The organism is Streptomyces sp. NPDC058683 (genome assembly GCF_042716195.1).
Classification (GTDB): Bacteria; Actinomycetota; Actinomycetes; order Streptomycetales; family Streptomycetaceae; genus Streptomyces.
Genome location: NZ_JBHXSK010000018.1, coordinates 142,118 through 166,572, shown reverse-complemented (window position 1 = coordinate 166,572; position 24,455 = coordinate 142,118). Strand labels below are relative to the sequence as shown.

Genomic DNA, 24,455 nt, shown 5'->3' with positions numbered 1-24,455 from the left:
CGCTTTCCCGTCGTAACAGGCGAACCACCGAAGTGTCGCCCAATATATGTTTATGTGTTTTTTCGAAGGAAGGTGCGCCCGGTGACGCAGAGCTCTGTCCCCTCCGACCAGGCCGTACCGTCCCCTGTCCTGACGCCCACTCAGGCCTTCGACGCGCTGTACGCGTTCTGCGCCCCGGCCCTGGTACGGCAGACCTATCTGCTCACCGGGCGCCGGGAGCTGGCGCGGGAAGCCGTCGAGCGGGCCTTCCAACTCGCCTGGCAGAACTGGCCGCAGGTGGCCCGCGACCGGGACCCGGCCGGCTGGGTGCGGGCGGTGGCGCACGAGTGCGCGCTCTCCCCCTGGCACCGGTTCCGGCTGCGCTACCGCCAGCCCGAAGCCCCGCCGGCCGACGCGGCCGACCGCGCCGTACTGGAGGCACTCCTGGAACTCCCGCCGTCCTACCGTCGCACGCTCGTGCTGTACGACGGTGTCGGCCTCGACCTGCCGGAGACGGCGGCGGAGACGGAGGCGAGTACGCCGGCTGCGGCGCGGCGGCTGACCCACGCGCGGCGGGCGGTCGCGGCGCAGGTTCCCGAGCTGGCGGACCCCGCCGCGCTGCACCGGCGGCTGGCCGAACTGGCCTCGACGGAGCGTCTGCAGGCGGCCCGGCCGACCGCTGTGCGGACCTGCTCCGAACGCCGGACACGTTTCTGGACCCGGTCCGCGCTGGCCTTCACGGCGACGATCATCGCGGCGACGACGCTGACGCTGCGGACGGCGCCGACGCACTACGAGGCGCCGATCGGTCCGGCGCAGGCGATCAGCGGGGTACCGGCGGAGGTGGGGCTGGGGCCGTTGTCGGCGGGCGAGCGGGCCTTGCAGGCGAAGCTGCGGAGGATCGCCGAGAAGGGACCGGAGAGATTGGTGCCGGTGGCGAGGTAGCGCGTTCGGGTGCGGGGGGGGCCGGTCGCGCCCACGCGGCGGTAGCCGCAACATCGAATACAGCCCCGCGCCCCTGACGGGGTGCCGTAGTCGCGTCAGCTGCAGCGGCACCCCGCGAGCGCGGGTGAGTGAGTGAAACGCCGGCAGGCCCGCCCCCCACCTCGGGGAACGGGCCTACCGGCGTTCAGTCGGGCGGCGTCGAAAACGCTCAGCCGGCGAGCAGCTCGCGCGCCAGCTTCGCCGTCTCGGTCGGGGTCTTGCCGACCTTGACGCCCGCGGCCTCCAGGGCCTCCTTCTTCGCCTGGGCGGTGCCCGACGAACCGGAGACGATGGCGCCGGCGTGACCCATGGTCTTGCCCTCCGGCGCGGTGAAGCCCGCGACGTAACCGACGACCGGCTTGGTCACGTTCTCCTTGATGAACGCGGCCGCACGCTCCTCGGCGTCGCCACCGATCTCACCGATCATCACGATCAGGTCGGTGTCGGGGTCGTCCTGGAACGCGGCGAGGGCGTCGATGTGCGTGGTGCCGATGATCGGGTCGCCACCGATGCCGACGGCGGTCGAGAAGCCGATGTCACGCAGCTCGTACATCATCTGGTACGTCAGCGTGCCGGACTTCGAGACCAGGCCGATACGGCCCGGCTTGGTGATGTCGCCCGGGATGATGCCGACGTTCGACTGGCCCGGGGTGATGATGCCGGGGCAGTTCGGGCCGATGATCCGGGTCTTGTTGCCCTTCTTGCCGGCGTACGCCCAGAAGGACGCCGAGTCGTGCACGGCGATGCCCTCGGTGATCACGACGGCCAGCGGGATCTCGGCGTCGATGGCCTCGTCGACCGCGGCCTTGGTGAACTTCTCCGGCACGAAGATGACCGAGACGTTGGCGCCGGTGGCCTCGATGGCCTCCTTGACGGTGCCGAAGACCGGTACCTCGGTGCCGTCGAAGTCGACCTTCTGACCGGCCTTGCGCGGGTTGACGCCGCCCACGACGCTGGTGCCGTCGCCCAGCATGAGCTTGGTGTGCTTCATGCCCGTGGCGCCGGTCATGCCCTGGACGATGACCTTGCTGTCCTTGTTGAGCCAGATAGCCATGGTGTGTTCTGTCCTCGTCCTGAGTGCTTACTTGGCGGCGTGGGCCAGCTCGGCGGCCTTGTCGGCCGCGCCGTCCATGGTGTCGACGCGCTGCACCAGGGGGTGGTTGGCGTCGGTGAGGATCTTGCGACCCAGTTCGGCGTTGTTGCCGTCGAGACGGACGACCAGCGGCTTGGAGACGTTCTCGCCGCGGTCCTCCAGGAGCTTCAGGGCCTGCACGATGCCGTTGGCGACCTCGTCGCAGGCGGTGATGCCACCGAAGACGTTGACGAACACGGACCGGACGTCCGGGTCGCCGAGGATGATCTCCAGGCCGTTCGCCATCACCTGGGCGGAGGCGCCGCCACCGATGTCGAGGAAGTTGGCGGGCTTCACGCCGCCGTGCTTCTCACCGGCGTACGCGACGACGTCCAGGGTGCTCATGACGAGACCCGCGCCGTTGCCGATGATGCCGACCTCGCCGTCGAGCTTGACGTAGTTGAGGTTCTTCTCCTTGGCGGCGGCCTCCAGCGGGTTGGCCGCGGCCTTGTCGTGGAGCTCCGCCCAGTCCGCGTGGCGGAACTCGGCGTTGTCGTCCAGCGACACCTTGCCGTCCAGGGCGAGGACCTCACCGGAGACGACCTTCGCGAGCGGGTTGACCTCGACGAGGAGGGCGTCCGACTTGATGAAGGTGTCCCACAGCTTGACCAGGATGTCGGCGACCTGGTCGGCGACATCGGCCGGGAACTTCGCCGCGGCGACGATCTCCTTGGCCTTGGCCAGGTCCACACCGTCGATCGCGTTGATCGGGGTCTGGGCGACAGCCTCCGGACGGGTGGCCGCCACCTCCTCGATCTCCATGCCGCCCTCGACGGAGGCGATGGAGAGGAAGGTGCGGTTCGCACGGTCGAGGAGGAAGGAGACGTAGTACTCCTCGACGATCTCCGGGGCGGTCTCGGCGATCATCACCTTGTGGACCGTGTGGCCCTTGATGTCCATGCCGAGGATGTCCGTCGCACGGGCGACGGCCTCGTCCGCGGAGGCGGCCAGCTTGACGCCACCGGCCTTGCCACGACCACCGACCTTCACCTGCGCCTTGACGACGGACTTGCCGCCCAGACGCTCGGTGATCTCGCGCGCCGCCTCAGGCGTGTCGATGACTTCACCGGCCAGCACCGGTACATCGTGCTTGGCGAAGAGGTCCCTCGCCTGGTACTCGAACAGGTCCACGCGCGTCCGTCCCTATCAGTGATCTCGCGGTTCGTTGGATGCGTGGGCGTGCCGCGAAGGGCAACGTGACGTCCGCAATGTGTCACAAGGGGGGCGCACACGGTGTCCGAGCGCGCGGCATGTCCATCTCGCAGATTATCGCCGCTCGCGGGGGGTCTCTAAATCAGGGGTCACACCTGAGCGGTGATACCTGTCACATGATGCCGGGTATTCGGGGTTCTGATGGCACGGCGTGCCGTCTTGCGAACGATGTGCGAGGCCTCACCGGGCTGGGGTTGGCCCGGTGAGGCCTCCGCCCCGAAGGCCGCGAGCCTCCGGGGTGGGCCGCCGCTCCCCGCCCCACGGGGCATCGGCCGGCCCGGTCCGCGAGGTCCCGGCGGGGGCGAACCGACGGTGTTCGGCCGCCCGCGCCGAGCCACTCCGCGGAGTCAGACGGAGTAGGTCCTGGCCTGCGGGCCGTGGAGGTACTCCGAGGTCATGGGGGCGGTGCCGGCGCCGATCATGGTCGCCGCGCGCCTCTGCAGGGCCTGGGCGTGTGCCCGGGCGGTGGCCTGAGCCTTGGCCGTGGCCTGCGCGGCCCGTGCCGCCCGGGCGCCCTGGATGGCCTGCGCGGCACGGATCCCGGCCACCCGGCTCGTCCCCTCCGCGCCGGACCGCCGACGTGCGGCGGCGGCGTCGGCGGCTATGACGAGGGAAACGCTGATGTTCTTGTTCATGTGTGTGTCAGTCCTTCGGGGCTCCGGCGCGTACGTCACGCATCCGCGGAGCCGGGAGTGCCTCCGGTGGGCCGGAAGCGCGGCTGGGGACATCGCCGTCCGGAACGCTCGCAGGGGAAGTCCACGGGGGATCCGAAGGGGGATCCCAGGGGTTCCGGACGGACGGGCAGACCTGTTCCGCCCCCGCGCGACAGGTCTGTGGCGGGGAGTGAGGAAAGCGGTCCGCGGTCCTAGCCGGGGAAGACGGGGATGTCCCGGTACCTGTCCCGGGTCCCGGCCGCGTGGACGCGCGCGGCGGCACCGGGCACGAGCCGCAGCGGCGCCCGGTCGTCGAAGGTCACGGCGTAGGCGTCGCCGTGCCGGGAGGAACTGCCGTCGACCACCGGCTTGCCCAGCGTCCCGTCCGGGTCTCCGGTGGGCGCGGGGTGGCTCGGGACGTCGAAGGTGTGGGCGGCTCGGCGGCCGCCGGGGTGCGTGTGCGCCGCCGTCCCGGAGACGGGGGCGAGGGCGACGACGGTGCCCTGCGGCCCGTACGGCCCGACGGTCGCCGCCGGCTTCTTCGTACGGGACGTCTGCTGCCGGCCGCCGTCCGTCACGGCGGGGTGCGGCTCGGTGGTGCCGGGCGCCGAGGTGACCGGCACCGGGAGCGACTCACCGGGCGGTTCCGACACCGGCGGGGTGGTGGACGTGCCCGGCAGCGCCGGAAGCGTGGGGAGCGTGGGCAACCGCACGGGCAGCGTGGCCAGCTCCGCCGGCAACTCCGACACCTGCTGCGCCACGTCACCGAGCCCCTGAGTCACGACCCCAGTGACGGTCACGGTCACCGAGCGAACCGTTTCGCCTACCACCGGCACGACCGGGGCCACGAGTGCGGTGGGCAGGGTGGGAGCGGAGGGTGCCGTGCGGACCGCGGGTGCGGTGGGGGCCGTTCGGGCCACGGGTGCGGTGGGTGTCGTGGGAGCGGTGGGCAGGGTGGGGGCCGAGGAGAGCGTGGAGCGTGTGGGGGTCGAGTGGGTGACGGGTTTGTGGGGCGCGGCCTTGTGAACCGTCGCCTCGCGGGGCGTTGCGCGGGCTGTCGCCTCGCGGACCGCTGCCTCGCGGGCCGTCACCTCGCGGGCCGTTGACTCGCGAGGTGCTGTCGGGCGCGGCGATGTCGCGTGGGCCGGTGTCACGTGGGGCGCTGTCGCGCGGGGCGATATCGCGCGGGGCGATATCGCGCGGGGCGGTGTCCCGAGGGGCGTCGCCTTCTTCTCCTCCCGCGCCGTCTCGCCGTGCGGGAGGAGCTTCTCCACGCCCAGCCGGCCCACCACGGCCGTCAACGACGGCACCGCCGGCGCCGATGGCGTCCCCTCGGCCGCCTGTGCCCGCCCTCCGCAGAGGAGGCCGAGCGCGAGCAGTCCGCCGGCCAGCAGCGCCAGTTGCAGCGCACGTCGCCCCGCCGCCGTGCGCGACACACGCGCGGCGGAACCGGGCACAACGGCTGGCGAGGTCAAGGCGGGGAGGATCCTCCCGTGCGGCGGGACGAGGACACGGAGCTGAGACGCGGCGCGAGGGCCCGGAGATACGCGAACCGCCACGCGGGCGTCGATCCTCGCACGCCCGGCCCTCCGTTGCGCAAGCCCCACCTTACCGACGGGTAATCATGACCGGTTCACAAGACCTCTTTGACTTGATGCGGTCTCCTTCACAATGTGTCCGGTACCGGAAGGGGCCGCTTCTCGATCGCCGCCGCCATCACCTCCGGGAAGAGATCGGGTGTGCAGGCGAACGCCGGTGCCCCCAGCGCGGCGAGCGCCGCCGCGTGCTCCCGGTCGTAGGCCGGCGCCCCCTCGTCCGACAGTGCGAGCAGCGCCACGAACTGCACCCCCGACGCCTTCATCGCCGCGACCCGCTTCAGCATCTCGTTCCGTATCCCGCCCTCGTAGAGGTCGCTGATGAGCACGACGACGGTCTCGGTCGGCCGGGTGATCTGCGACTGGCAGTAGGCGAGCGCCCGGTTGATGTCCGTGCCGCCGCCGAGCTGGGTGCCGAACAGGACGTCCACCGGGTCGTCGAGCTGGTCGGTGAGGTCGACCACCGCCGTGTCGAAGACGACGAGCCGGGTCTCGATGGACCGCATGGACGCCAGCACCGCCCCGAACACCGACGCGTACACCACCGAGGCGGCCATCGACCCGGACTGGTCGATGCAGAGCACCACCTCCTTCTTCACCGACTGTGACGCCCGCCCGTACCCGATGAGCCGCTCCGGCACGATCGTCCGGTACTCGGGCAGGTAGTGCTTGAGGTTGGCCGAGATCGTGCGGTTCCAGTCGATGTCGTGGTGGCGCGGCCTGCTGATCCGGGCGCTGCGGTCGAGGGCTCCGGTGAGGGTGGCCCGGGTACGGGTGGCCAGCCGCTTCTCCAGGTCCTCGACGACCTTGCGTACGACCGCCCGCGCCGTCTCCTTCGTCGTCTCCGGCATCGCCTTGTTGAGCGAGAGCAGTGTGCCGACCAGGTGCACATCGGCCTCCACCGCCTCCAGCATCTCCGGCTCCAGCAGCAGCGCGGCCAGCCCCAGCCGGTCGATGGCGTCACGCTGCATGACCTGGACGACGGAGGACGGGAAGTATTTCCGGATGTCCCCGAGCCAGCGCGCCACCGACGGCGCCGAGGCCCCCAGCCCCGCCGAACGCTCCCGCCCCGACCGCGGTCTGTCCCCCTTCCCGTAGAGCGCGGCCAGCGTCCCGTCCATCGCCGCGTCCCGCCCGGACAGCGTGCATCCGGTCCCGTCGGCGGCCTCGCCCCCGAGCACCAGCCGCCAGCGCCGCAGCCGTTCCTGCGCGTCCTGCATCTCCGGCACCTCTCGCGTCGGGGCGTCGAAGCCGGTGCCGCCGTCCGTCAGATCCACTGTCATCTCCCCGCCCCCACAAGGTCGTCGTCAACCGCCGCCGTGCCGTCCAGGCCGAGCAGCAGCCGCAGCACCGGCAGCACGGCGTCCGCGCGCCCGGCATCCGCCTCGGCGCCGAAACCCGGTCTCCGGCCGGCCTGCCCGGCTCCTTGCGGCCGCTCCCCCGGGCCGCGGCGCACCAGCTCGCCGAGCGTTCTGCGCACCCCGGGCTCATATGCCGAGAACGTCCTCCGCAGCAGTGGCAGTACGTCCGTGAACGCCTCCGCCGGCACCCCGGTCAGCCACGCGTCGACCAGGCCGAGCAGCCGCTCGTCGTGCACGAGCAGCATCCCGCCCCCGCCGCTCCCCCCGACGAACCCCTCGATCCAGGCCGCCGCGTCCGCCGGCGGGGTCCCCGGCGAGAGCACCAGCCCCATCAGCCGGGCCGCGTCCGCCGCCCCCAGCTCCCCTTCGTCCAGCAGAATCCGCACGGCCCGCCCCCGCAGCACCCCGGGCACGGTGTCCCGCCCGGAGAGCACACGCAGCACCGCCCGCCAGCGAACACGAAGGTCACGGTGGCCGGGGCCTGAGCCGGAGCCGGTCTCCGCGTCCCTCGCCGTCGCGGTCCCCTTCCCCGCCCCCGCCCCCGTTTCGGCTCCCGTCACCATCACAGTCCCGGCACCCGCCACCGTCGTGGTGTCCGCACCCGCCACCGTTACGGTCTCCGCACCCGTCACCGTCTCACTCAGCAGCCCCACCGCCGTGTGCACGGCGTCCACGTGCCCCCGCATCTCCTCCGCCGCGTCCGCGTCGAGGGCGGCGCAGGCCGGTGGGAGTCCCACGAAGACCCGCTCGGCGAGGCCCGCGGCCACCTCGGCGAGCGCCCGGGTGTCGGTACCCCGTACATCGCCGTAGCGCAGGGAACGGACCAGGGCCGGGAGGGCCTGCGCGAGTTGGCCGACGTCCGTGTCCAGCGCGGCCCGGTCGGCGAGCGCCCGCATCACCACGGGCAGCGCGTCCGGCAGACCGGCGAGCAGGCAGTGCTCGGCGAGCGCGGTGACGTCGGCGAGGGCGGTCGCCTGCACCGCGTCGGCCTCGGCCCTGGCCGTCGCCGCGCCCTCGACGGTCGTCCCCCACACGCCGGCCTCGGCCACCCGCACCGACAGCTCCGGCTCCCAGCGCAGCCGCCAGGTCTCCCGGAACGTGCCCGTGCTCCCCCGCGACTGCGCCTGCTCGCCCCACCCGATGCCCAGCAGCCGCAGCCGGTGCAGCAGCCGGCTGCGCCCGGCGTCGGTCTCCTTGCGCAGGTCGAGCTCCAACTCCCGCTCCAGCGCCTCCGGCTTGAGTCGGAGCCGGCGCTGCTCCCGGACCAGGTCGCGCTGCAACGGCACCGCGGGCGCCGCCTCCGGCACCTCCCCGAGCACGTCCCCGACCACCAGCCGGTCGTGCACCAGCGCCAGCGGAACGTCCGAGCCCTCGCAGAGCACCGCCCGCACCGCGTCGGTCGTCTCGCCCAGGCCGGGCAGCGGGCGGCCACGCATCACGGCAAGGGTCTCGGCCAGCCGTACCGCCTCGATGACATGGGCCGAGGAGACGATCCGGTCCTCCTCGCGCAGCAGTCCGGCCACTTTGGTGAGCCACCGCTCCACCGGCCGGTCCGGGGCCCGGAACAGGTGCCCGTACCAGCCCGGTGAGTCGATACCCGCGCCGTATCCGCTCGCCCGCGCCAGCCGGCGGTTGGTCCACGGCACCCAGGTCATGTCCGTCTTGACCTTGGGCAGCCCCTTGAGCAGCTCCTTGTCGGCCGCGACGGTGCTCCGCACCCGCAGCGCCGGCACATGCCACGCCCCGCACACCACCGCGACCTCTTCGCCGAACTCCCGTTGTGCCGCTCGCAGTTGGAGCCTCATATGCGCCTCGCGCACCGGGTCCCGGTCGCGCCCGCCGACCCCGTACGTCTCCCGCAGCGCCGCCATCGCCTCCGCCACCGCGGTGAACGGCGCGAGGGCGTCCCGCTCCCGCTCCCCGGTCCCGCCCCGGTGCTCGACGACGTCCTCCCACCAGCGCTCGGGGTCGTCGTAACCAGCGGCTTCGGCGAGAGCGGCGAGGGGGTCGACCCGCATCCGCAGCTCGGCGTCGGATGCACCGGCCCCGGCCTCGGACGCATCGGCCTCCACGTCGGGTTCACCGGCCTCGGTGCCGGAGTCGCCGGCCTCGGTGTCCGGCGGCGCGACCGCCTCCTCCTCGTCCCTCCCCCACGCCAGCGTGTGCGTGGCCGGCAGGTCGATGAAGCGGGCCGGGACCTCGTGCTCCAAGGCCCATCGGAGGGCCACCCACTCGGGGCTGAAGTCGGCCAGCGGCCAGAAGGCCGAGCGGCCGGGCTCGTCCACGGCGTGGGCGAGGAGGGCGACCGGGGGCCGCATCTGCGGGTCGGCGGCCAGCGGGATCAGCGCGTCGGCCTCGGGCGGCCCCTCGATCAGCACGGCCTTCGGCCGGACGGTCTCCAGAGCGGCCCGCACCGCCCGCGCGGAGCCGGGCCCGTGGTGCCGTACCCCCAGGAGCAGCGGCCCGGTCCGCTGCCGCGCGGAGTCGCTCATGCGCTCACCTCCCGACAGGCGCGGTAGAAGTCCTTCCAGCCGTCCCGCTCGCGGACGACCGTCTCCAGGTACTCCTGCCAGATGACCCGGTCGGCGGCCGGGTCGCGAACGACCGCGCCGAGGATGCCGGCCGCGACATCGCCGGCCCGCAGCACGCCGTCCCCGAAGTGGGCGGCCAGGGCGAGGCCGCTCGTGACGACGGAGATCGCCTCGGCCGTGGAGAGCGTGCCGCTCGGCGACTTCAGCTTGGTGCGGCCGTCGGTGGTGACGCCGTCGCGCAGCTCCCGGAAGACGGTGACGACCCGGCGGATCTCCTCGATGCCGTCGGGCACCGCGGGCAGGTCGAGGGAGCGGCCCATCTGGTCGACGCGGCGCGCGACGATGTCGACCTCGGCGTCCGGGCTCTCCGGCAGCGGCAGTACGACGGTGTTGAAGCGGCGGCGCAGGGCGCTGGACAGGTCGTTGACGCCCCGGTCGCGGTCGTTGGCGGTGGCGATCAGGTTGAAGCCGCGGACCGCCTGCACCTCCTGTCCCAGCTCCGGGATCGGGAGGGTCTTCTCGGACAGGATCGTGATCAGGGTGTCCTGCACGTCGGCCGGGATCCGGGTCAGCTCCTCGACTCTCGCCGTCATCCCCTCCGCCATGGCCCGCATGACCGGGCTCGGCACCAGGGCGTGCCGGCTCGGGCCGTTGGCCAGCAGCTGGGCGTAGTTCCAGCCGTAGCGGATCGCCTCCTCCGGAGTGCCGGCCGTGCCCTGCACCAGCAGGGTCGAGTCACCGCTGACGGCGGCGGCCAGGTGCTCGGAGACCCAGGTCTTGGCGGTGCCGGGCACGCCGAGCAGGAGCAGGGCGCGGTCGGTGGCGAGGGTGGTGACGGCGACCTCGACGATACGGCGCGGGCCGACGTACTTCGGTGTGATCACCGTGCCGTCCGGCAGGGTGCCGCCGAGGAGATAGGTGGCCACCGCCCAGGGCGACATCTTCCAGCGGGATGGGCGCGGCCGGTCGTCCTGTGCGGCCAGCACGGCGAGTTCGGCGGCGAAGGCGTGCTCGGCGTGCGGCCGCAGGGCGTCGGGGGCGGTGGCGGCGCCCCCGGTCACGTCCCCGCCCCCGGTCGCGGCGTCGTTCTGGCTCGGTACGGCGGTCGTCGGATCGGTCGGTTCCACGGACACAGTCATGGCTGAGGCCCCCTCCAGCTCGGCCGGTTCGGATCTGGTGTCCACCGTGCACCACGCCACTGACAATCGCCCTGACCTGTACAAATGCGCCCGCAGGACCGATTGTCAGTGGGGGGATCTACCTTCGATGACATGACTCAGCAGGGGGTGCGCTGGAGCGCGGACCAGGTGCTGGCACTGGCTCCTGACGCCGCGTCACGCAAGGCGGGAAGCAAACTCGGAGCGGCGGGGCCGTGGTCCGAGGCGGGGAGTTGCGAGGAGGGGACGGTATGGGGACTGTGCAAGGGCAGCGGCAGCAAGCCGTACCAGACGATCGTGGACATCGCGGACCCGGCCGGGCTCGCGTACAAGTGCAGTTGTCCCAGCCGGAAGTTCCCCTGCAAACACGCCCTCGGGCTGCTCTTGCTGTGGGCGGCCGAGGACGACACGGTGCCGACGGTGGCAGAGCCGCCGGACTGGGCCGAGCAGTGGATCGCGGGCCGGCGCAAGCGCGCGGAGGACAAACGGCCGGCGGGCGGCGGGAGTTCCCCGGCAGCCGCTGATCCCGAGGCAGCCCGGCGGCGGGCGGAGCGGCGGGCCGAGCGGGTCACGGCGGGCGCCACGGAGCTGGAGCAGCGCCTGACGGACCTGCTGCGCGGCGGCCTGGCCTCGGCCGAGCAGACGGGGTACGGGCTGTGGGAGGAGACGGCGGCCCGCATGGTCGACGCCCAGGCGACCGGGCTGGCCGGACGGGTGCGGGAGCTGGGTGCGATACCGGGCTCCGGGCCGGGCTGGCCGGTGCGGCTGCTGGAGGAATGCGCGCTGCTGCACCTTCTCGACCAGGGCTGGCTGCGCCGCGACCGGCTTCCGGAGGGTCTGGCCGCCACGGTCCGCTCCCGCATCGGTCTGCCCGCCTCGGCGGACGGCCCGCCGCTGCGCGACCGGTGGCTGGTCCTCGCCCAGTACGACACGGCGGACGCGAAGCTGACGACCCGCCGGATCTGGCTGCACGGCGCCGACTCGGGCCGTACGGCACTGCTCCTCTCCTACGGCGCGGCCGGCCGCGCCCCGGAGCTGGCGCTGCCGGTCGGTCTCGCCCTGGAGGCGGAGCTGTCCGCCTACCCCGGCACGGGCGGGCACCGGGCGGCTCTGGGCGAGCGGTTCGCCGCGCCCGCACCCCTCTCGATACGGCCGCCCGGTATGACGACGGCCCAGGCGGCGGCCCGGTACGGGGAGGCGCTGCGGGAGGACCCCTGGCTGGAGTCGGTGCCGGTGACGCTGGGCCGGGTGGTACCCGTCCCGGACGGCGACTCCTGGCAACTGGCCGACTCCGACGGGGAGCTGGCGCTTCCCCTCTCTCCCGCCGCCCGCTCCCGGCCCGGTCTGTGGCGGCTGGTCGCGCTCTCCGGCGGGGCTCCGGTCACGGTCTTCGGCGAGTGCGGCCACCGGGGCTTCACCCCGCTGACGGCCTGGCCGGAACACGCGGGCGAGGCGGTGCCGCTGTGCTGACCCGACCGCCCCACGCAACCCCGACCAACTCGCAGAACCCGACCGCCTCGCACGACCCAACGACCTCATGCAACCCGCCCACCTCGCACAACCCGACCGCCTCGCAGAAAGGGAACCCCGTGACCGCTTGGGAAGACCTCGTCACCACCGCTCTGCTGGGCACGGACCGGCGTCCGCCCGCGACCGGCGGGCCCGGGCGGGAGGCTCCGGTGGCCCTGTTGGACGAGGCGGCCGTGGCGACCGTACGCCGACGGGCCGGACTGCGGCCCGCGCCGGCCGCGCACCGCCCCGAACCGGCTCCCGAGGACCCGCGCCCCGCGCTGCCGGCCGCGGCGGCACGCAGGCTGGTGATGCTGCTGTCCGACCGCCCCGGCACCGGGACCGGCGGTCGCCGGGGTACCTCGCCCGACCTCATGGAGCTGCTGCCCCAGTGGCTCGCGGCGGCCAACGCACGCGGGTTCGCCGCGCCTCCGCAGATGCTGCCCGCGCTGCTGGACGCGGCCCGGGGCCGTACCGACCTGCGGCCCGCCGCGCTGGCCTTCGCCGGATCGCGCGCCCTGTGGCTGGCCCGGCTCAACCAGGACTGGCGGTTCGCCCTGCGTGCGGCCCCGGGCGGTGGCGCGAGCCTGCCCGGCCCCGGGGACACGGAGGCGACAGGGCGGTTGTGGCAGGAGGGGTTGTTCGCCGAACGGGTCGCGCTGCTCGGGGCGCTGCGGGCCCGGACTCCCGAGACGGCGCGCGAACTGCTGGCCGGGACCTGGGCGACGGAGCGGGCGGAGGACCGGCTGATGTTCCTCGACTCGCTGCGCACGGGACTGGCCGCCGGGGACGAGCCGTTCCTGGAACTGGCGCTGTCGGACCGGAGCCGTAACGTGAGAACGACGGCGGCGGAGCTGCTGTCCGCGCTGCCCGGCTCGGCGCTGGCGGGGCGGATGGCGGTGCGGGCCGGGGCGTGTGTGGCCGTCGACCACACGGGGGACGGCCCGGTGCTCGCGGTGGAGGCGCCGCCGGAGTGCGACCCGGGCATGGAGCGGGACGGGGTGGTGGCCAAACCGCCGACCGGGCGCGGCGAACGGTCCTGGTGGCTGGGGCAGTTGGTGGAGGCGGCCCCGCTCACCACCTGGTCGGCGCGGCTCGGCGGCCGTACACCCGCGGAGATCGTGGCGCTGCCGGTGGCGGACGGCTGGCAGGGCGAGCTGCACGCGGCCTGGTGCCGGGCCGCCGTACGGCAGGGGGACGCCGCGTGGGCGAGGGCGCTGCTCGGGGTCCCGGCGGCGCCGGAGGCGGGCGGTCCCGGCGCGGTGTCGCTGGCCGAGCGGGCCAAGCTGCTGGGCACGTTGGAAGGGGCGGAGCGAGCCGGATGGGTGGCCGGGTTCATCGCGGCGCACGGCCTGTCGGAGGCGTTCCAGTTGCTCGGTGTCTGCGCCCTACCGTGGTCGGCGCCGCTCGGCCGGGCCGTGGTGGACGCCCTCAACATCGCACGGGACGCCGGGAGTTACCCCTGGAGCTTCAGCGGGGTGATGGGCCTGGCCGAGCGCTGTCTGGATCCCGCGGAGGCGGGCCGGCTGGACGCCTTGCTGGCGGTGCCGGACGAAGGGGAGGACGCGTCACCGGGTGCCGGCGGGTACTGGGCGGAGGCGTTCCAGCGGCTGGCGACGACGCTGCGGTTGCGGGCGGTCATGCTGGAGGAACTGGGGCCGGCCGACACCTGAGCGCCCGGGCCGCCCCGCCCGGCCACCGAGGTCAGGCCGGGCCAGGTCGGGCCGGGCAGGCCCACCGTGACGCGAACGTGGCCTACGCCTCCGTGGGCTGCCGGACGTTCTCCCGTACCCACTCCACGATCGACGTCGTCGTCGCCCCCGGCGTGAAGATCGCGGCGACGCCCTTGTCCTTGAGGGGGGCGATGTCGTCCTCGGGGATGATGCCGCCCCCGAAGACGAGGATGTCCTCGGCGTCACGCTGCCTGAGGAGGTCGATGACCGCGGCGAACAGCGTGTTGTGGGCGCCGGAGAGGATGGAGAGGCCGATCGCGTCGGCGTCCTCCTGGATGGCCGTGTCGACGATTTGTTCCGGCGTCTGGTGGAGTCCGGTGTAGATGACCTCCATGCCCGCGTCGCGCAACGCCCGTGCGATGACCTTGGCCCCGCGGTCGTGGCCGTCGAGCCCCGGTTTGGCCACCACCACGCGGATCGGACCGGCTGCCACACCCATCACTGCCTCCATGACCACGAAACGAACGCACCAGCATGTGTGCGTACCGACAAGTACCGCACATATGGCGCGTTCCGCCACCCGTCTCCAGTGAACGAACGTTATCTCCAGCATCCCGCAACCGGCAGTTTCGCGGAGGTTACCGAGGGGGAAATCACACACAGTGGGACACGTCAGGGAGCCGCAGCGTGGTCCGCGGGGGCAACAGGGGCGCGCGACGCGGCCCGTCGTCGTACCCTCGCCACCTCCGCTCGGCCTCCCATGAGGGCACGCGGGGGACAGAGCGGTCCTCCGCGCGCCGACAGGAGGTCGGCCGATGAAGGTCACCGGGGTACTCGAGCCCTTTCTCCCGCTCTGCCGTCGCATTCTTCCCGGGGGGTTCGCCGGCCTGTCGCTGGCCTTCCTGAAGTCGACGGCACTGGAGGCCGCGATCCTGGCGGGGCATCTGCTGCTCTACCCGACCGGTCTCACCCCCGAGCGCCGCTCCCCCGCGCAGCCCGCACCGCGTGACGGCACGGCCCTGCTGCCGGTCCGGACGGCGCCGCCGGTCGTGCTGCTGCACGGGTTCATCGACAACCGCTCGGTCTTCGTCCTGCTGCGCCGCGCCCTCGCCCAGCACGGCGGCCAGCGCGTCGAGTCGCTCAACTACTCGCCGCTGACCTGCGACATCCGCACCGCAGCCGGCCTGCTGGGCCGGCACATAGAGGAGATCTGCCAGCGCACCGGCAGCCGTCGGGTCGACATCGTCGGGCACAGCCTCGGCGGCCTGATCGCCCGCTACTACGTCCAGCGGCTCGGCGGCGACTACCGCGTCCGCACCCTGGTGACGCTCGGCACCCCGCACTCCGGCACCCGGGTCGCGCCGCTCGCCGACGCGCACCCGATCGTGCGGCAGATGCGCCCCGGCTCGGAGGTCATCGAGGAGCTGACCCGGCCCGCGCCCGGCTGCCGTACCCGGTTCGTCAGCTTCTGGAGCGACCTCGACTCGCTGATGGAGCCGGTCGAGACGGCCCGGATCGACCACCCGGACCTCATGGCGACGAACGTGCAGGTGACCGGGATCGGCCACCTCGCCCTGCCCGTCCACCCGGCGGTCGCGACCGGCATACGGCAGGCCCTCGACGAGGTGCATACGGAGGAGCGGATCGCGAGCGGCCTGACGGTGGCCTGAGGACGAGGCCGGGCGAGCCGGGCGATCCGGCCAAGTCGGGTGAGCCCGGCGAGGCGGTCATTCGGGTCGGTTCGGGCGGGCAACGACTGCCGGGCACCGCCGACTTGGACCCCTGAAACCTCGAACACTCCTCGAACACAAGGCCAAACCCGCGCCCGTCGTCCCCCGAAACACGGCCGAATGCCCGTTTCCCGAAACCACGAAACCTGTTGAAGATTGTCGCGCCCGCATACCGCCGGGTACAGTCGCCGCACTGCTCTGGCAGCCCCTGTTGTCGAGGCGAAAGAGAAGTTGGTGAACGACCGTCACCCGTCGGGGATCATGACCACCCCGGCCCCGGCTTCCGACGCCGACCAGGCGCACTACGCGCCGTACGGCACCCAGGAAGCCCAGTACGGCGACTTCACCACGTACGGCGACCACACCGCTACCGGCACCTCGTTCCACAGCGACCCGCTCTTCGGCCATCTCCCCGGAGACGGTCAGGCCACCGGCGCGTACGACGCCACGCAGTGGCAGACGACCGGCGACCAGACGCTGAACTACGACCCCTACGCGGCCCAGCACCACGCCACCTACGACTCCGGCGCCTACGACAGCACTGCCTGGACCGTTCCGCCGCAGGCGGCACACGGGACGGTCGCCGACAGCAGCGGCCACTGGGACGCGAACGCCTGGCTCCAGCCCGACCAGTCGAACATGGTCGGCGCGACCCAGCAGTGGGAGTGGGGCACCCAGGCCTTCGACACCGGCGCGTACGACGCCACGCAGTGGAACTCCGACGGCACCCCGGCCCAGCCCGCGGAGCCGGAGGAGCACGCGCACGAGCCGCAGCCCGCCGACCCCTTCGACCAGTCGGCGACTCAGATGTTCGAGCAGCTCCCCTACGACGAGCTCCAGGAGTTCACGGAGGACTCCCCGGATGCCGGGGAGTTGGCCGCGACCGGTGAGCTACCTGCAGTAACGCCACTGCTGGAGGACCAGGAAGAGGTCACTCCGGCCACCCCGGCCGCGACACGCGCCGGCGGCCGCGCAGGGGCGCGTTCCCGCCGCCGTACGCCCCCCAAGCGCTCCGCGCTGCTGACCGTCGCCGTGCCCTCGGCCTGTGTGATGGGGGTCGCCGGCATCGCGGCCGCCTCCGTCGGCACCCTGACCGGCGGCGACGGCCAGGACTCCACCGCTTCCGCCTCGGACGCGCAGTCGGTGAAACCGTCCGCCGCCAACAGCAAGCTGGACGCCCAGCTGAGGACGCTCTCGGCGGGCGCCGACGACTTCGCCGACCGGGCCAGCCGGACCCAGGAGCGCATCGATCTCAAGACCCAGCAGGAGACCGAGAAGAAGAAGGCGGCGGCGGAGGCGGCCCGCAAGGAGCGGCTGCGCCCCAAGTACGCCCTCCCGGTCACCCAGCGGGGGCTCAGCGCCTACTTCGGCCAGGCCGGCGTGAACTGGATGTCCGTCCACACGGGCATCGACTTCCCCGTCTCCTACGGCACGACGGTGATGGCCGCGACCGACGGCGTCGTCTCCACCAAGTGGAACAGCGCCTACGGCAACATGATGATCGTGACGGCGAAGGACGGCACGGAGACCTGGTACTGCCACCTCTCGTCGTACCGCGTCGCCTCGGGTACGACCGTGAAGGCCGGGGATCCGATCGCGTACTCCGGGAACTCCGGCAACTCGACCGGCCCGCATCTGCACTTCGAGGTCAGGCCGGCGGGCGGCTCCGCCATAGACCCGCTGCCGTGGCTGCGGAGCCACGGGCTCGACCCGACCTGATCCTTCCTGATCCCGGCCAGTGAGCCCCGCTCGTGGCAGCGGGGCTCTCGTGGCAGCGGGGCTCGGCCTTCTGTCTTCGCAGCGTCTGTGCGGTTACAGCTTCTCTACCGGCGCGTACCGCAGCAGCAGCCGCTTCGGCTTGGTGTCGCCGAAGTCGATCGTCGCCTCCGCGTTGCCGCCCGTGCCCGTCACCCCGACGACCGTGCCGAGGCCGAACTGGTCGTGGGTGACCCGGTCGCCGACGGCCAGCGAGACCACCGGCTTCTCCGAGGTCCGCCGGGTGGCGAAGCCGGACGCGCCGGACGCCGAGGAGCGCGAGCGGGTCGAGGAGAGCGAGGCCGCCACGCCCGACGCGGGCCCGGAGGACACCGGCGCCATCGCCCCGGTCCGCTTCCACTCCAGATGCCCGGCCGGGATCTCCTCCAGGAAGCGCGAGGGCGGGTTGTACGACGGCTGCCCCCAGGCGCTGCGCATCGCCGACCGCGTGAGATACAGCCGCTCCCGCGCGCGCGTGATGCCGACGTACGCGAGGCGCCGCTCCTCCTCCAGCTCCTTGGTCTGGCCGAGCGCGCGCATGTGCGGGAAGACGCCGTCCTCCATGCCGGTCAGGAAGACCACCGGGAACTCGAGGCCCTTGGCGGTGTGCAGGGTCATCAAGGTGATGACGCCGGAGCCGTCCTCGTCCTCGTCGGGGATCTGGTCGGAGTCGGCGACCAGGGCCACCCGCTCCAGGAAGGCGGACAGCCCGGCCGGCGCCTCGCCCTCCCCGGACTCCTGCTCGAACTCCAGCGCCACGGAGGCGAGCTCCTGGAGGTTCTCGATCCGGGTCTCGTCCTGCGGGTCGGTGGAGGCCTGCAACTCGGCGAGATAGCCGGTGCGTTCCAGGATCGCCTCCAGGACGGTGGCCGGTCCGGCGCCGGACTCCACGACCGTACGGAGGTCCTCCATCAGCGTGTTGAACCGCTTGACCGCGTTGGTCGACCGCGCGGCCATGCCGTACGCCTCGTCCACGCGCTTGAGCGCCTGGGGGAAGCTGATCTTCTCGCGCTGGGCGAGGGCGTCGATCATCGCCTCCGCGCGGTCGCCGATACCGCGCTTGGGGACGTTCAGGATCCGGCGCAGCGGGACGGAGTCCTCGGGGTTGGCGAGGACCCGGAGGTAGGCCAGGACGTCCCGGACCTCCTTGCGCTCGTAGAAGCGGACACCGCCGACGACCTTGTAGGGCAGGCCGACGCGGATGAAGATCTCCTCGAAGACACGGGACTGCGCGTTGGTGCGGTAGAAGACGGCGACGTCGCCCGCCTTCGCCTCGCCCGCGTCCGTCAGACGGTCTATCTCGTCGGCGACGAACTGCGCCTCGTCGTGCTCGGTGTCGGCGACGTAGCCGGTGATCTGCGCGCCCGCGCCCGCGTTGGTCCACAGGTTCTTCGGGCGGCGGGACTCGTTGCGCTCGATGACCGCGTTGGCGGCGGAGAGGATCGTCTGCGTGGAGCGGTAGTTCTGCTCCAGGAGGATCGTCGTCGCGTTCGGGTAGTCCTCCTCGAACTGGAGGATGTTGCGGATCGTCGCGCCCCGGAAGGCGTAGATCGACTGGTCGGCGTCGCCCACCACGCACAGTTCGGCGGGCGGCAGGTCCTGCTCGCCCGGCGGCACGTCCGCCTCGTGCGCGCCGGTGCCGACCAGCTCGCGCACGAGCGCGTACTGGGCGTGGTTGGTGTCCTGGTACTCGTCGACCAGGACGTGCCGGAAGCGGCGGCGGTAGTGCTCGGCGACGTCCGGGAAGGCGCGCAGCAGGTTGACCGTCGTCATGATCAGGTCGTCGAAGTCGAGGGCGTTCGCCTCGCGCAGCCGCGACTGGTACATGGCGTAGGCCTGGGCGAGGGTCTTCTCGAAGCCGTCACTCGCCCGGGCGGCGAAGTCCTCCTCGTCGACCAGCTCGTTCTTGAGATTGCTGACCTGGGCGCTGAACGACTTCGGCGGGAAGCGCTTGGGGTCGAGGTCCAGGTCCCGGCAGACCAGTGCCATCAGGCGCTTGGAGTCGGCCGCGTCGTAGATCGAGAAGGAGGAGGTGAAGCCGAGCTTCTTGCTCTCCCTGCGCAGGATCCGCACGCACGCGCTGTGGAAGGTCATCACCCACATCGCGTTCGCGCGCGGGCCGACGAGGTGCTCGACGCGCTCCTTCATCTCGCCCGCGGCCTTGTTGGTGAAGGTGATCGCGAGGATCTGCCCCGGGTGCACCTGGCGCGCGCCGAGCAGGTGCGCGATGCGGTGGGTGAGCACGCGCGTCTTGCCGGAACCGGCGCCGGCCACGATCAGCAGCGGGGAGCCGGCGTGCACGACGGCCGCCCGCTGGTTCTCGTTCAGCCCCTCCAGGAGCGCGGCCGGGTCCAGGGCCGGGCGGGCGGCACCGTCGCGGTAGTAGGCGTCCCGGTCCGGGGGCGCGTCGAACTGCCCGCCGAACAGATCGTCCGGAATCGGCTCCGGTACGTGCTCGTCCTCGGGCGGCGGCGGGGGTTCCTCCTCGTGGCCGCGCGGGGGCTGGAGGCTCGCCAGGAAGCTGTCGTCAAAGAGGCTGCTCATCGCTCTCCGAGTCTAGGGCGCCTCACTGACAACCGGTCCCCACCCCGGAAAGTCACCCCGGTCACCTGCCGGAATCGGCCCCTCACGGTCAGCGATCACACACCGTGAGCACGGTCGCACCCGTCAGTCGAGCACGCGGACCACTCGACCGCACCGGACAAGTGACCCCATACCATCCCCGATCAACCGATCCGACCGATCCGCAACACCAAGGTCACGAAAATGTATCGGGCATATCGCACATCAAACTTCACACAGGGCACACGAGTTGGTTAGCGTGCCGGGCAGGCCGTACGACCTCCACCGGCGAACCTCGCCGGGCCGCACGGCCTCCGCCGAATCCAGGGTGCCGCCGCGCATCCGGAACCGGGGACCCACACCGACCTTGGGGTGAATCGGTCCCGACTTCCCACCGGGGAACGGACCGTAGGGCAACCCTTCCGAACCACCCGCCCGAACCCGACAGCTAACTCGGTAGGCGGAACACGGAAGGAGTCGCCCCCGTTGGCGTCGCACCGCAAGTCACGTCCGTCCGCAACGCGCGTAGCAGGCATACGCACCCCCGCCCTGGCCACCGCCGCCCTCACCTCCGTGGCACTGCTCTCCCAGACGGCCAACGCCGCACCCCCCGAGGACGGCAAGCCCAGCCTGGAGGAGGTCGAGAAGAAGGTCGACGCCCTCTACCGGCAGGCCGAGTCGGCGACCGAGAAGTACAACGCGGCCAAGGAGAAGACCGGCAAGCAGCGCAAGCAGGTCGACACCCTGCTCGACGACGTCGCCGAGCGCACGGACCGGCTCAACAAGGCGCGTGAGGAACTGGGGTCGTTCGCCGCGGCCCAGTACCGGACCGGGGCCAGTGCGCCCGACACGGCGACCTTCCTGCTCGCGGACAGTCCTCAGGACTACTTCGACCAGACGCAGCTGATGACCCGGCTGACCTCGCGCCAGAAGGACGCGGTCGACGACTACACCACACAGCAGTCCGCGACCATGGCGAAGCGGCAGGAGGCCGCCCAGAGCCTGGAGACGCTCACCGAGACGCAGGACGACCTCAAGACCGCCAAGACCACCGTCCAGACGAAGCTGACCTCCGCACGGGAGCTGCTGTCGCAGCTGACGGCCCAGGAGAAGGCACGGCTGGCGGAGATCGAGAAGCAGCAGCGGGCGGCGGCGGCACGCAAGGCGGCGGAACTCGCTAAGCAGCAGGCGGCGTCCTCGTCGACATCGGCCTCCAGCGGCTCCTCGTCAACATCGTCGTCGTCTTCATCGTCTTCGTCGTCCTCCTCCGACTCCTCCGACTCCTCCTACGGGACGAAGGCCGCCAAGGCGATCGCCTTCGCCCGCGCGCAGATCGGCAAGCCGTACGTGTGGGGCGCCACCGGCCCCGGCTCCTACGACTGCTCCGGCCTCTCCCAGGCCGCCTGGAAGGCCGCGGGCGTCTCCCTGCCGCGCACCACGTACGACCAGGTGAACGCCGGCACCACCGTCTCCCTCGCCGACGCCCTCCCCGGCGATCTGGTCTTCTTCTACGACGACGTCACCCACGTCGGCATCTACATCGGCAACGGCATGATGATCCACGCCCCGAAGCCCGGCGCGTACGTCCGGGAGGAGTCGATCTACTACGGGGGCGAGTCGATCATCCACAGCGTGGTGCGACCGGCCTGAGAGGCGCGCACACGCGCGCTTTTCGTGCCGCACGCGCGCGTGCCCCGCTCGCGCGGCGGGTGAGGGTCCCTAGCATCGGCGGCATGTCCGGCATTTCACCCCTTCACGCCTGGTGGGCGCAGCGCCCGCCGGCGGCCGGGGCCGCTGTGATGGCCACCGGCATCGTGTCGGTGGCGTTGCATCTGGCGGGGGCTGAGACGGTCTCCCGGGTCGCGCTGGCGCTGGCCTGCGTGGCCTGGGCGGTGCTGGCCGCGCAGTTCCTCGTACGGCTGCTGGAGGACCGTCGGCGGTGGGTGGCGGAGGCGGAGACGCCGGGCGCGCTCACGGCCGTGGCGGCCACGACGGTCCTGGGGACCCGGTTCTCGGCGCTCGGCCGGCAGACCCTCGCCGAGGCCCTGCTGGCGCTGTCGGCGGTGCTGTGGCCGCCGTTGCTGGCCCTCGTCGTACGGCACTGGAAGCGGCACATGCCCGGTGCGGTGTTCCTGACCTGTGTGGCCACGCAGGGGCTTGCCGTGCTGGGGGCGACGCTGGCGGCGGCCGCGACGACCGCGTGGCTCGCGCACACGGCGCTGGTGCTGTTCTGGCTGGGGCTGGTGCTGTACGGGTTCGCCGTGGCGCATTTCGAGTGGCGGCAGGTGACCGAGGGGCCGGGCGACCACTGGGTCGCGGGCGGCGCGCTCGCGATCTCCGCACTGGCCGGGGCGAAGCTGCTGGCCGCCGACAGCGCCCGGCTGTACCTGTGGAACGACGACGACCGGGGCGTCCTGCGCACGGTGACGGTGGCGCTGCTCGTCCTGTCCCTGACCTGGTACGTCGGGCTGCTGGCCGCCGAGGTGGCGCGCCCCCGGCCGCGTTACGACGTGCGCCGCTGGGCGACGGTCTTCCCGATGGGGATGACGGCCGCGGCGATGCTGTCGGTCGCGGCCGCCGTCGGCGTCCCGTGGCTGAGGTGGCCGGGGCGGGTACTGGTGTGGGTCGCGGTGGCCGCCTGGCTGGCGGTCGCCGCCGGCGCGGTGGCGGCCACCCGCGCCGCCCTCAGGAACGCTTCCTGAGGGTCACGTCCACAGCACGGCGATGAAGATGTTCACCATGGTCAGCAGGCCCACCAGGCCGAAGACACCCTTCTCCACCTTCTCGTCGTCCCGTTTCACGTAGACGAGCCCGAGGATCACGATCAGCAGCGCGAGCTTCACGCCGATCTTGACGGTGTTGACGTGGTGGTCGTCGGCCTCGTTGAGGCCGACCAGGATCACACCGGTCGCGAGCATGGTGAACGCGCCGTGCAGCATCCCGGGGACGAACCGGGCGGTGCCCTGGCCCATCGCCTTCATCTGGGTGAGGAAACCGCCGAGGAGCGCGGCGATGCCGATGATGTGCAGGCCGACGAAGAGATGGATGAGTACGCCCATGGCCCCGGAGCCTAATCAGGGTCCCCTGGAGCGCCGGGCACCGGCCCCTCCCTCGGCGCCCGCCGCCGTCCGCCCGCACCCGCCCGCACGGCATCGCATATATGCACCCCATAGCACCCCGCGCACCCCGCTCGCCCCGGAACCGCCGCTTCGGTCATCCCGCCCCGTGAAGCCGACGGCTCCGGACCGGAATCCCGGTCACATACCGTCGGGTAACGATCCGGTCACACCAATTCCGCGCATCGCGTTACCAGGCCGACACACTCCGGCCTAGCGTCCTCCCCCAGGTGGCCGACTCCCCACCGCCGCCCGGGCCAGGGGCGGCAGTCGGACACCACCGCCGAGAAAGTCCGGCGGCGGCCCGCTCCCCTGTGCGGGCCGCCGCCGGACGCGCAATCCGCACCCCCGCGGACGTATGCGTGCTCCCCCTGGTGTGCGTACGGACGACACGGCGGTCGTACGAAAGGACGTGACCAGTCCAGGTGGCAGCGCACCGCAAGCCCCGACAGCGCTCGCTCAGCGGCAATACGGCCCGCACGGCCGCCACCCTCGCCCTGGCGGGCGCGGCCACCGCGACGGGCTTCGAAGGGACCGGGCACGCCGAGCCGCAACTGACACCGTCGCAGGTGAAGGCCAAGGTGGACCAGCTGTACCAGGAGGCCGAGGCGGCCACCGAGAAGTACGACGGAGCGAAGGAGAAGGCCGACACGGCCGAGCGACGGCTCAAGGCGCTCCAGGACGAGACCGCCCGCAAGCAGGAGAAGCTCAACTCCGCGCGGGACGCTCTCGGTCTGGCAGCGGCCGCGCAGTACCGCGACGGCGGTATCGATCCGGCCTGGCAGCTGGCGCTCTCCAGCGATCCCGACCGCTATCTGGACAACGCCGCGTTCGCCGAACGGGCCGGTGCCGCGCAGGCCGGCGCGGTGGCGCGGGTGCGCAGGCAGCTGCGGGAGATCGAGCAGTTGCGCGGCGCGGCGCACGTCGAGCTGGCCTCGCTGAGGTCCCGGCAGGCCGAGCTGAAGCAGCAGAAGACCACGGTCACCGGCAAGCTCGACGAGGCCCGGCGGCTGCTGGACGGGCTCTCGCCCCAGCAGCGGGCGGCGGTCACGGGGGACGGTGCCTCGTCACGCGCGTCCCGCTCGGCCACCGGGGCCCGCGCCACCCTGGCCCCGGGCGGCGCCACGGCCTCCGACTCCCGTGCCGCGGCCGCCGTGGCGTACGCCTACGCCAAGCTCGGCAGCCCCTACGTCTGGGGCGCGACCGGCCCCGACGCCTTCGACTGCTCGGGACTCGCCCAGGCCGCCTACCGCGCCGCCGGCGTCTCCATCCCCCGCACCACCTACGCCCAGATCAACGCCGGCCGCCGCGTCTCCCGCTCCGAACTCCAGCCGGGCGACCTGGTGTTCTTCTACTCGGGCATCAGTCACGTCGGCATCTACATCGGAAACGGCCAGATGATCCACGCCCCCAATCCGTCGGCGCCGGTACGGATCGCCCCCATCGACGAGATGCCGTTCGCCGGGGCGACGCGGGTCGCGTGAACCCCGTCGGCCCGGCCTCGGC

The 24,455-nt window shown here is 72.4% G+C and carries 18 protein-coding genes and 1 riboswitch; of the genes, 8 read left to right on the top strand and 10 right to left on the bottom strand.

Annotated features, from left to right (window positions below):
* The first annotated feature begins 72 nt into the window (after window positions 1–72).
* The gene (locus ACFWXC_RS21535; RefSeq protein WP_384480887.1) at window positions 73–924 is read left to right on the top strand and encodes an RNA polymerase sigma factor; all 852 of its coding nucleotides are present in this window, start codon (window positions 73–75) and stop codon (window positions 922–924) included.
* A gap of 208 nt (window positions 925–1,132) precedes the next feature.
* On the opposite strand, the gene sucD is transcribed toward ACFWXC_RS21535, so the two are convergent.
* The 7 genes from sucD to ACFWXC_RS21500 form a co-directional block, all read right to left on the bottom strand.
* Complete coding sequence (sucD, locus tag ACFWXC_RS21530) at window positions 1,133–2,017, bottom strand: succinate--CoA ligase subunit alpha (RefSeq protein WP_384480885.1); 885 nt, start codon at window positions 2,015–2,017, stop codon at window positions 1,133–1,135.
* A 27-nt stretch (window positions 2,018–2,044) separates the two neighbouring features.
* Window positions 2,045–3,226, bottom strand: coding sequence for an ADP-forming succinate--CoA ligase subunit beta (gene sucC / locus ACFWXC_RS21525; protein WP_384480883.1), 1,182 nt, complete (start codon window positions 3,224–3,226; stop codon window positions 2,045–2,047).
* 428 nt (window positions 3,227–3,654) lie between these two features.
* A complete protein-coding gene (locus ACFWXC_RS21520; protein WP_384480881.1) occupies window positions 3,655–3,942 on the bottom strand; it encodes a hypothetical protein in 288 nt (95 codons plus the stop codon).
* 230 nt (window positions 3,943–4,172) lie between these two features.
* Window positions 4,173–5,435: a hypothetical protein gene (locus ACFWXC_RS21515; protein ID WP_384480879.1), complete on the bottom strand. Its 1,263-nt coding sequence runs from the start codon at window positions 5,433–5,435 to the stop codon at window positions 4,173–4,175.
* A gap of 191 nt (window positions 5,436–5,626) precedes the next feature.
* Window positions 5,627–6,775: a VWA domain-containing protein gene (locus ACFWXC_RS21510; RefSeq protein ID WP_384480947.1), complete on the bottom strand. Its 1,149-nt coding sequence runs from the start codon at window positions 6,773–6,775 to the stop codon at window positions 5,627–5,629.
* A gap of 59 nt (window positions 6,776–6,834) precedes the next feature.
* Complete coding sequence (locus ACFWXC_RS21505; protein ID WP_384480877.1) at window positions 6,835–9,408, bottom strand: DUF5682 family protein; 2,574 nt, start codon at window positions 9,406–9,408, stop codon at window positions 6,835–6,837.
* Window positions 9,405–10,586, bottom strand: a complete 1,182-nt coding sequence (locus ACFWXC_RS21500) for an AAA family ATPase (RefSeq protein WP_384480875.1) — start codon at window positions 10,584–10,586, stop codon at window positions 9,405–9,407. The genes ACFWXC_RS21505 and ACFWXC_RS21500 overlap by 4 nt, the downstream gene beginning before the upstream one ends.
* Before the next feature lie 132 nt (window positions 10,587–10,718).
* On the opposite strand from ACFWXC_RS21500, the gene ACFWXC_RS21495 reads away from it, so the two are divergent.
* Entirely contained in the window at window positions 10,719–12,074 is a 1,356-nt protein-coding gene (locus ACFWXC_RS21495) for an SWIM zinc finger family protein (protein WP_384480873.1), read from the top strand.
* A gap of 119 nt (window positions 12,075–12,193) precedes the next feature.
* Entirely contained in the window at window positions 12,194–13,786 is a 1,593-nt protein-coding gene (locus ACFWXC_RS21490; protein ID WP_384480871.1) for a DUF5691 domain-containing protein, read from the top strand.
* Between the two features lie 82 nt (window positions 13,787–13,868).
* Here ACFWXC_RS21490 and ACFWXC_RS21485 read toward each other — a convergent pair whose 3' ends face one another.
* Window positions 13,869–14,285, bottom strand: a complete 417-nt coding sequence (locus ACFWXC_RS21485) for a cobalamin B12-binding domain-containing protein (RefSeq protein ID WP_351693455.1) — start codon at window positions 14,283–14,285, stop codon at window positions 13,869–13,871.
* Window positions 14,286–14,601: 316 nt separating this feature from the next.
* Between ACFWXC_RS21485 and ACFWXC_RS21480 the strand changes: the two genes are divergently transcribed.
* Window positions 14,602–15,456 carry an esterase/lipase family protein gene (locus tag ACFWXC_RS21480; protein ID WP_384480869.1) on the top strand — a complete coding sequence of 285 codons (855 nt, stop codon included), beginning with the start codon at window positions 14,602–14,604 and terminating at the stop codon, window positions 15,454–15,456.
* 294 nt (window positions 15,457–15,750) lie between these two features.
* The gene (locus tag ACFWXC_RS21475) at window positions 15,751–17,235 is read left to right on the top strand and encodes a M23 family metallopeptidase (protein WP_384480867.1); all 1,485 of its coding nucleotides are present in this window, start codon (window positions 15,751–15,753) and stop codon (window positions 17,233–17,235) included.
* A gap of 93 nt (window positions 17,236–17,328) precedes the next feature.
* On the opposite strand, the gene pcrA is transcribed toward ACFWXC_RS21475, so the two are convergent.
* Entirely contained in the window at window positions 17,329–19,815 is a 2,487-nt protein-coding gene (gene pcrA / locus ACFWXC_RS21470) for a DNA helicase PcrA (protein ID WP_384480865.1), read from the bottom strand.
* A 323-nt stretch (window positions 19,816–20,138) separates the two neighbouring features.
* Window positions 20,139–20,311: riboswitch (cyclic di-AMP (ydaO/yuaA leader) on the top strand.
* Between the two features lie 8 nt (window positions 20,312–20,319).
* Between pcrA and ACFWXC_RS21465 the strand changes: the two genes are divergently transcribed.
* Both ACFWXC_RS21465 and ACFWXC_RS21460 read left to right on the top strand, forming a co-directional pair.
* Window positions 20,320–21,483 (top strand): NlpC/P60 family protein, encoded by a 1,164-nt coding sequence (locus ACFWXC_RS21465; protein WP_384480863.1) that lies wholly within the window; start codon window positions 20,320–20,322, stop codon window positions 21,481–21,483.
* 83 nt (window positions 21,484–21,566) lie between these two features.
* On the top strand, window positions 21,567–22,535 hold the full coding sequence (locus ACFWXC_RS21460; RefSeq protein ID WP_384480862.1) for a tellurite resistance/C4-dicarboxylate transporter family protein: 969 nt from the start codon (window positions 21,567–21,569) through the stop codon (window positions 22,533–22,535).
* A 3-nt stretch (window positions 22,536–22,538) separates the two neighbouring features.
* On the opposite strand, the gene ACFWXC_RS21455 is transcribed toward ACFWXC_RS21460, so the two are convergent.
* Complete coding sequence (locus ACFWXC_RS21455; RefSeq protein ID WP_384480860.1) at window positions 22,539–22,892, bottom strand: hypothetical protein; 354 nt, start codon at window positions 22,890–22,892, stop codon at window positions 22,539–22,541.
* 482 nt (window positions 22,893–23,374) lie between these two features.
* On the opposite strand from ACFWXC_RS21455, the gene ACFWXC_RS21450 reads away from it, so the two are divergent.
* Complete coding sequence (locus ACFWXC_RS21450) at window positions 23,375–24,433, top strand: NlpC/P60 family protein (protein ID WP_384480858.1); 1,059 nt, start codon at window positions 23,375–23,377, stop codon at window positions 24,431–24,433.
* The last annotated feature ends 22 nt before the right edge of the window (window positions 24,434–24,455 follow it).

Excerpts from the sequence above, each read along its gene's own strand:
- ACFWXC_RS21455 (WP_384480860.1), bottom strand. The coding sequence starts at position 22,892 with ATGGGCGTACTCATCCATCTCTTCGTCGGCCTGCACATCATCGGCATC.
- pcrA (WP_384480865.1), bottom strand. The coding sequence starts at position 19,815 with ATGAGCAGCCTCTTTGACGACAGCTTCCTGGCGAGCCTCCAGCCCCCG.
- ACFWXC_RS21480 (WP_384480869.1), top strand. The coding sequence starts at position 14,602 with ATGAAGGTCACCGGGGTACTCGAGCCCTTTCTCCCGCTCTGCCGTCGC.
- ACFWXC_RS21485 (WP_351693455.1), bottom strand. The coding sequence starts at position 14,285 with ATGGGTGTGGCAGCCGGTCCGATCCGCGTGGTGGTGGCCAAACCGGGG.
- ACFWXC_RS21505 (WP_384480877.1), bottom strand. The coding sequence starts at position 9,408 with ATGAGCGACTCCGCGCGGCAGCGGACCGGGCCGCTGCTCCTGGGGGTA.
- ACFWXC_RS21520 (WP_384480881.1), bottom strand. The coding sequence starts at position 3,942 with ATGAACAAGAACATCAGCGTTTCCCTCGTCATAGCCGCCGACGCCGCC.
- sucD (WP_384480885.1), bottom strand. The coding sequence starts at position 2,017 with ATGGCTATCTGGCTCAACAAGGACAGCAAGGTCATCGTCCAGGGCATG.
- ACFWXC_RS21495 (WP_384480873.1), top strand. The coding sequence starts at position 10,719 with ATGACTCAGCAGGGGGTGCGCTGGAGCGCGGACCAGGTGCTGGCACTG.
- ACFWXC_RS21460 (WP_384480862.1), top strand. The coding sequence starts at position 21,567 with ATGTCCGGCATTTCACCCCTTCACGCCTGGTGGGCGCAGCGCCCGCCG.
- ACFWXC_RS21500 (WP_384480875.1), bottom strand. The coding sequence starts at position 10,586 with ATGACTGTGTCCGTGGAACCGACCGATCCGACGACCGCCGTACCGAGC.
- ACFWXC_RS21510 (WP_384480947.1), bottom strand. The coding sequence starts at position 6,775 with ATGCAGGACGCGCAGGAACGGCTGCGGCGCTGGCGGCTGGTGCTCGGG.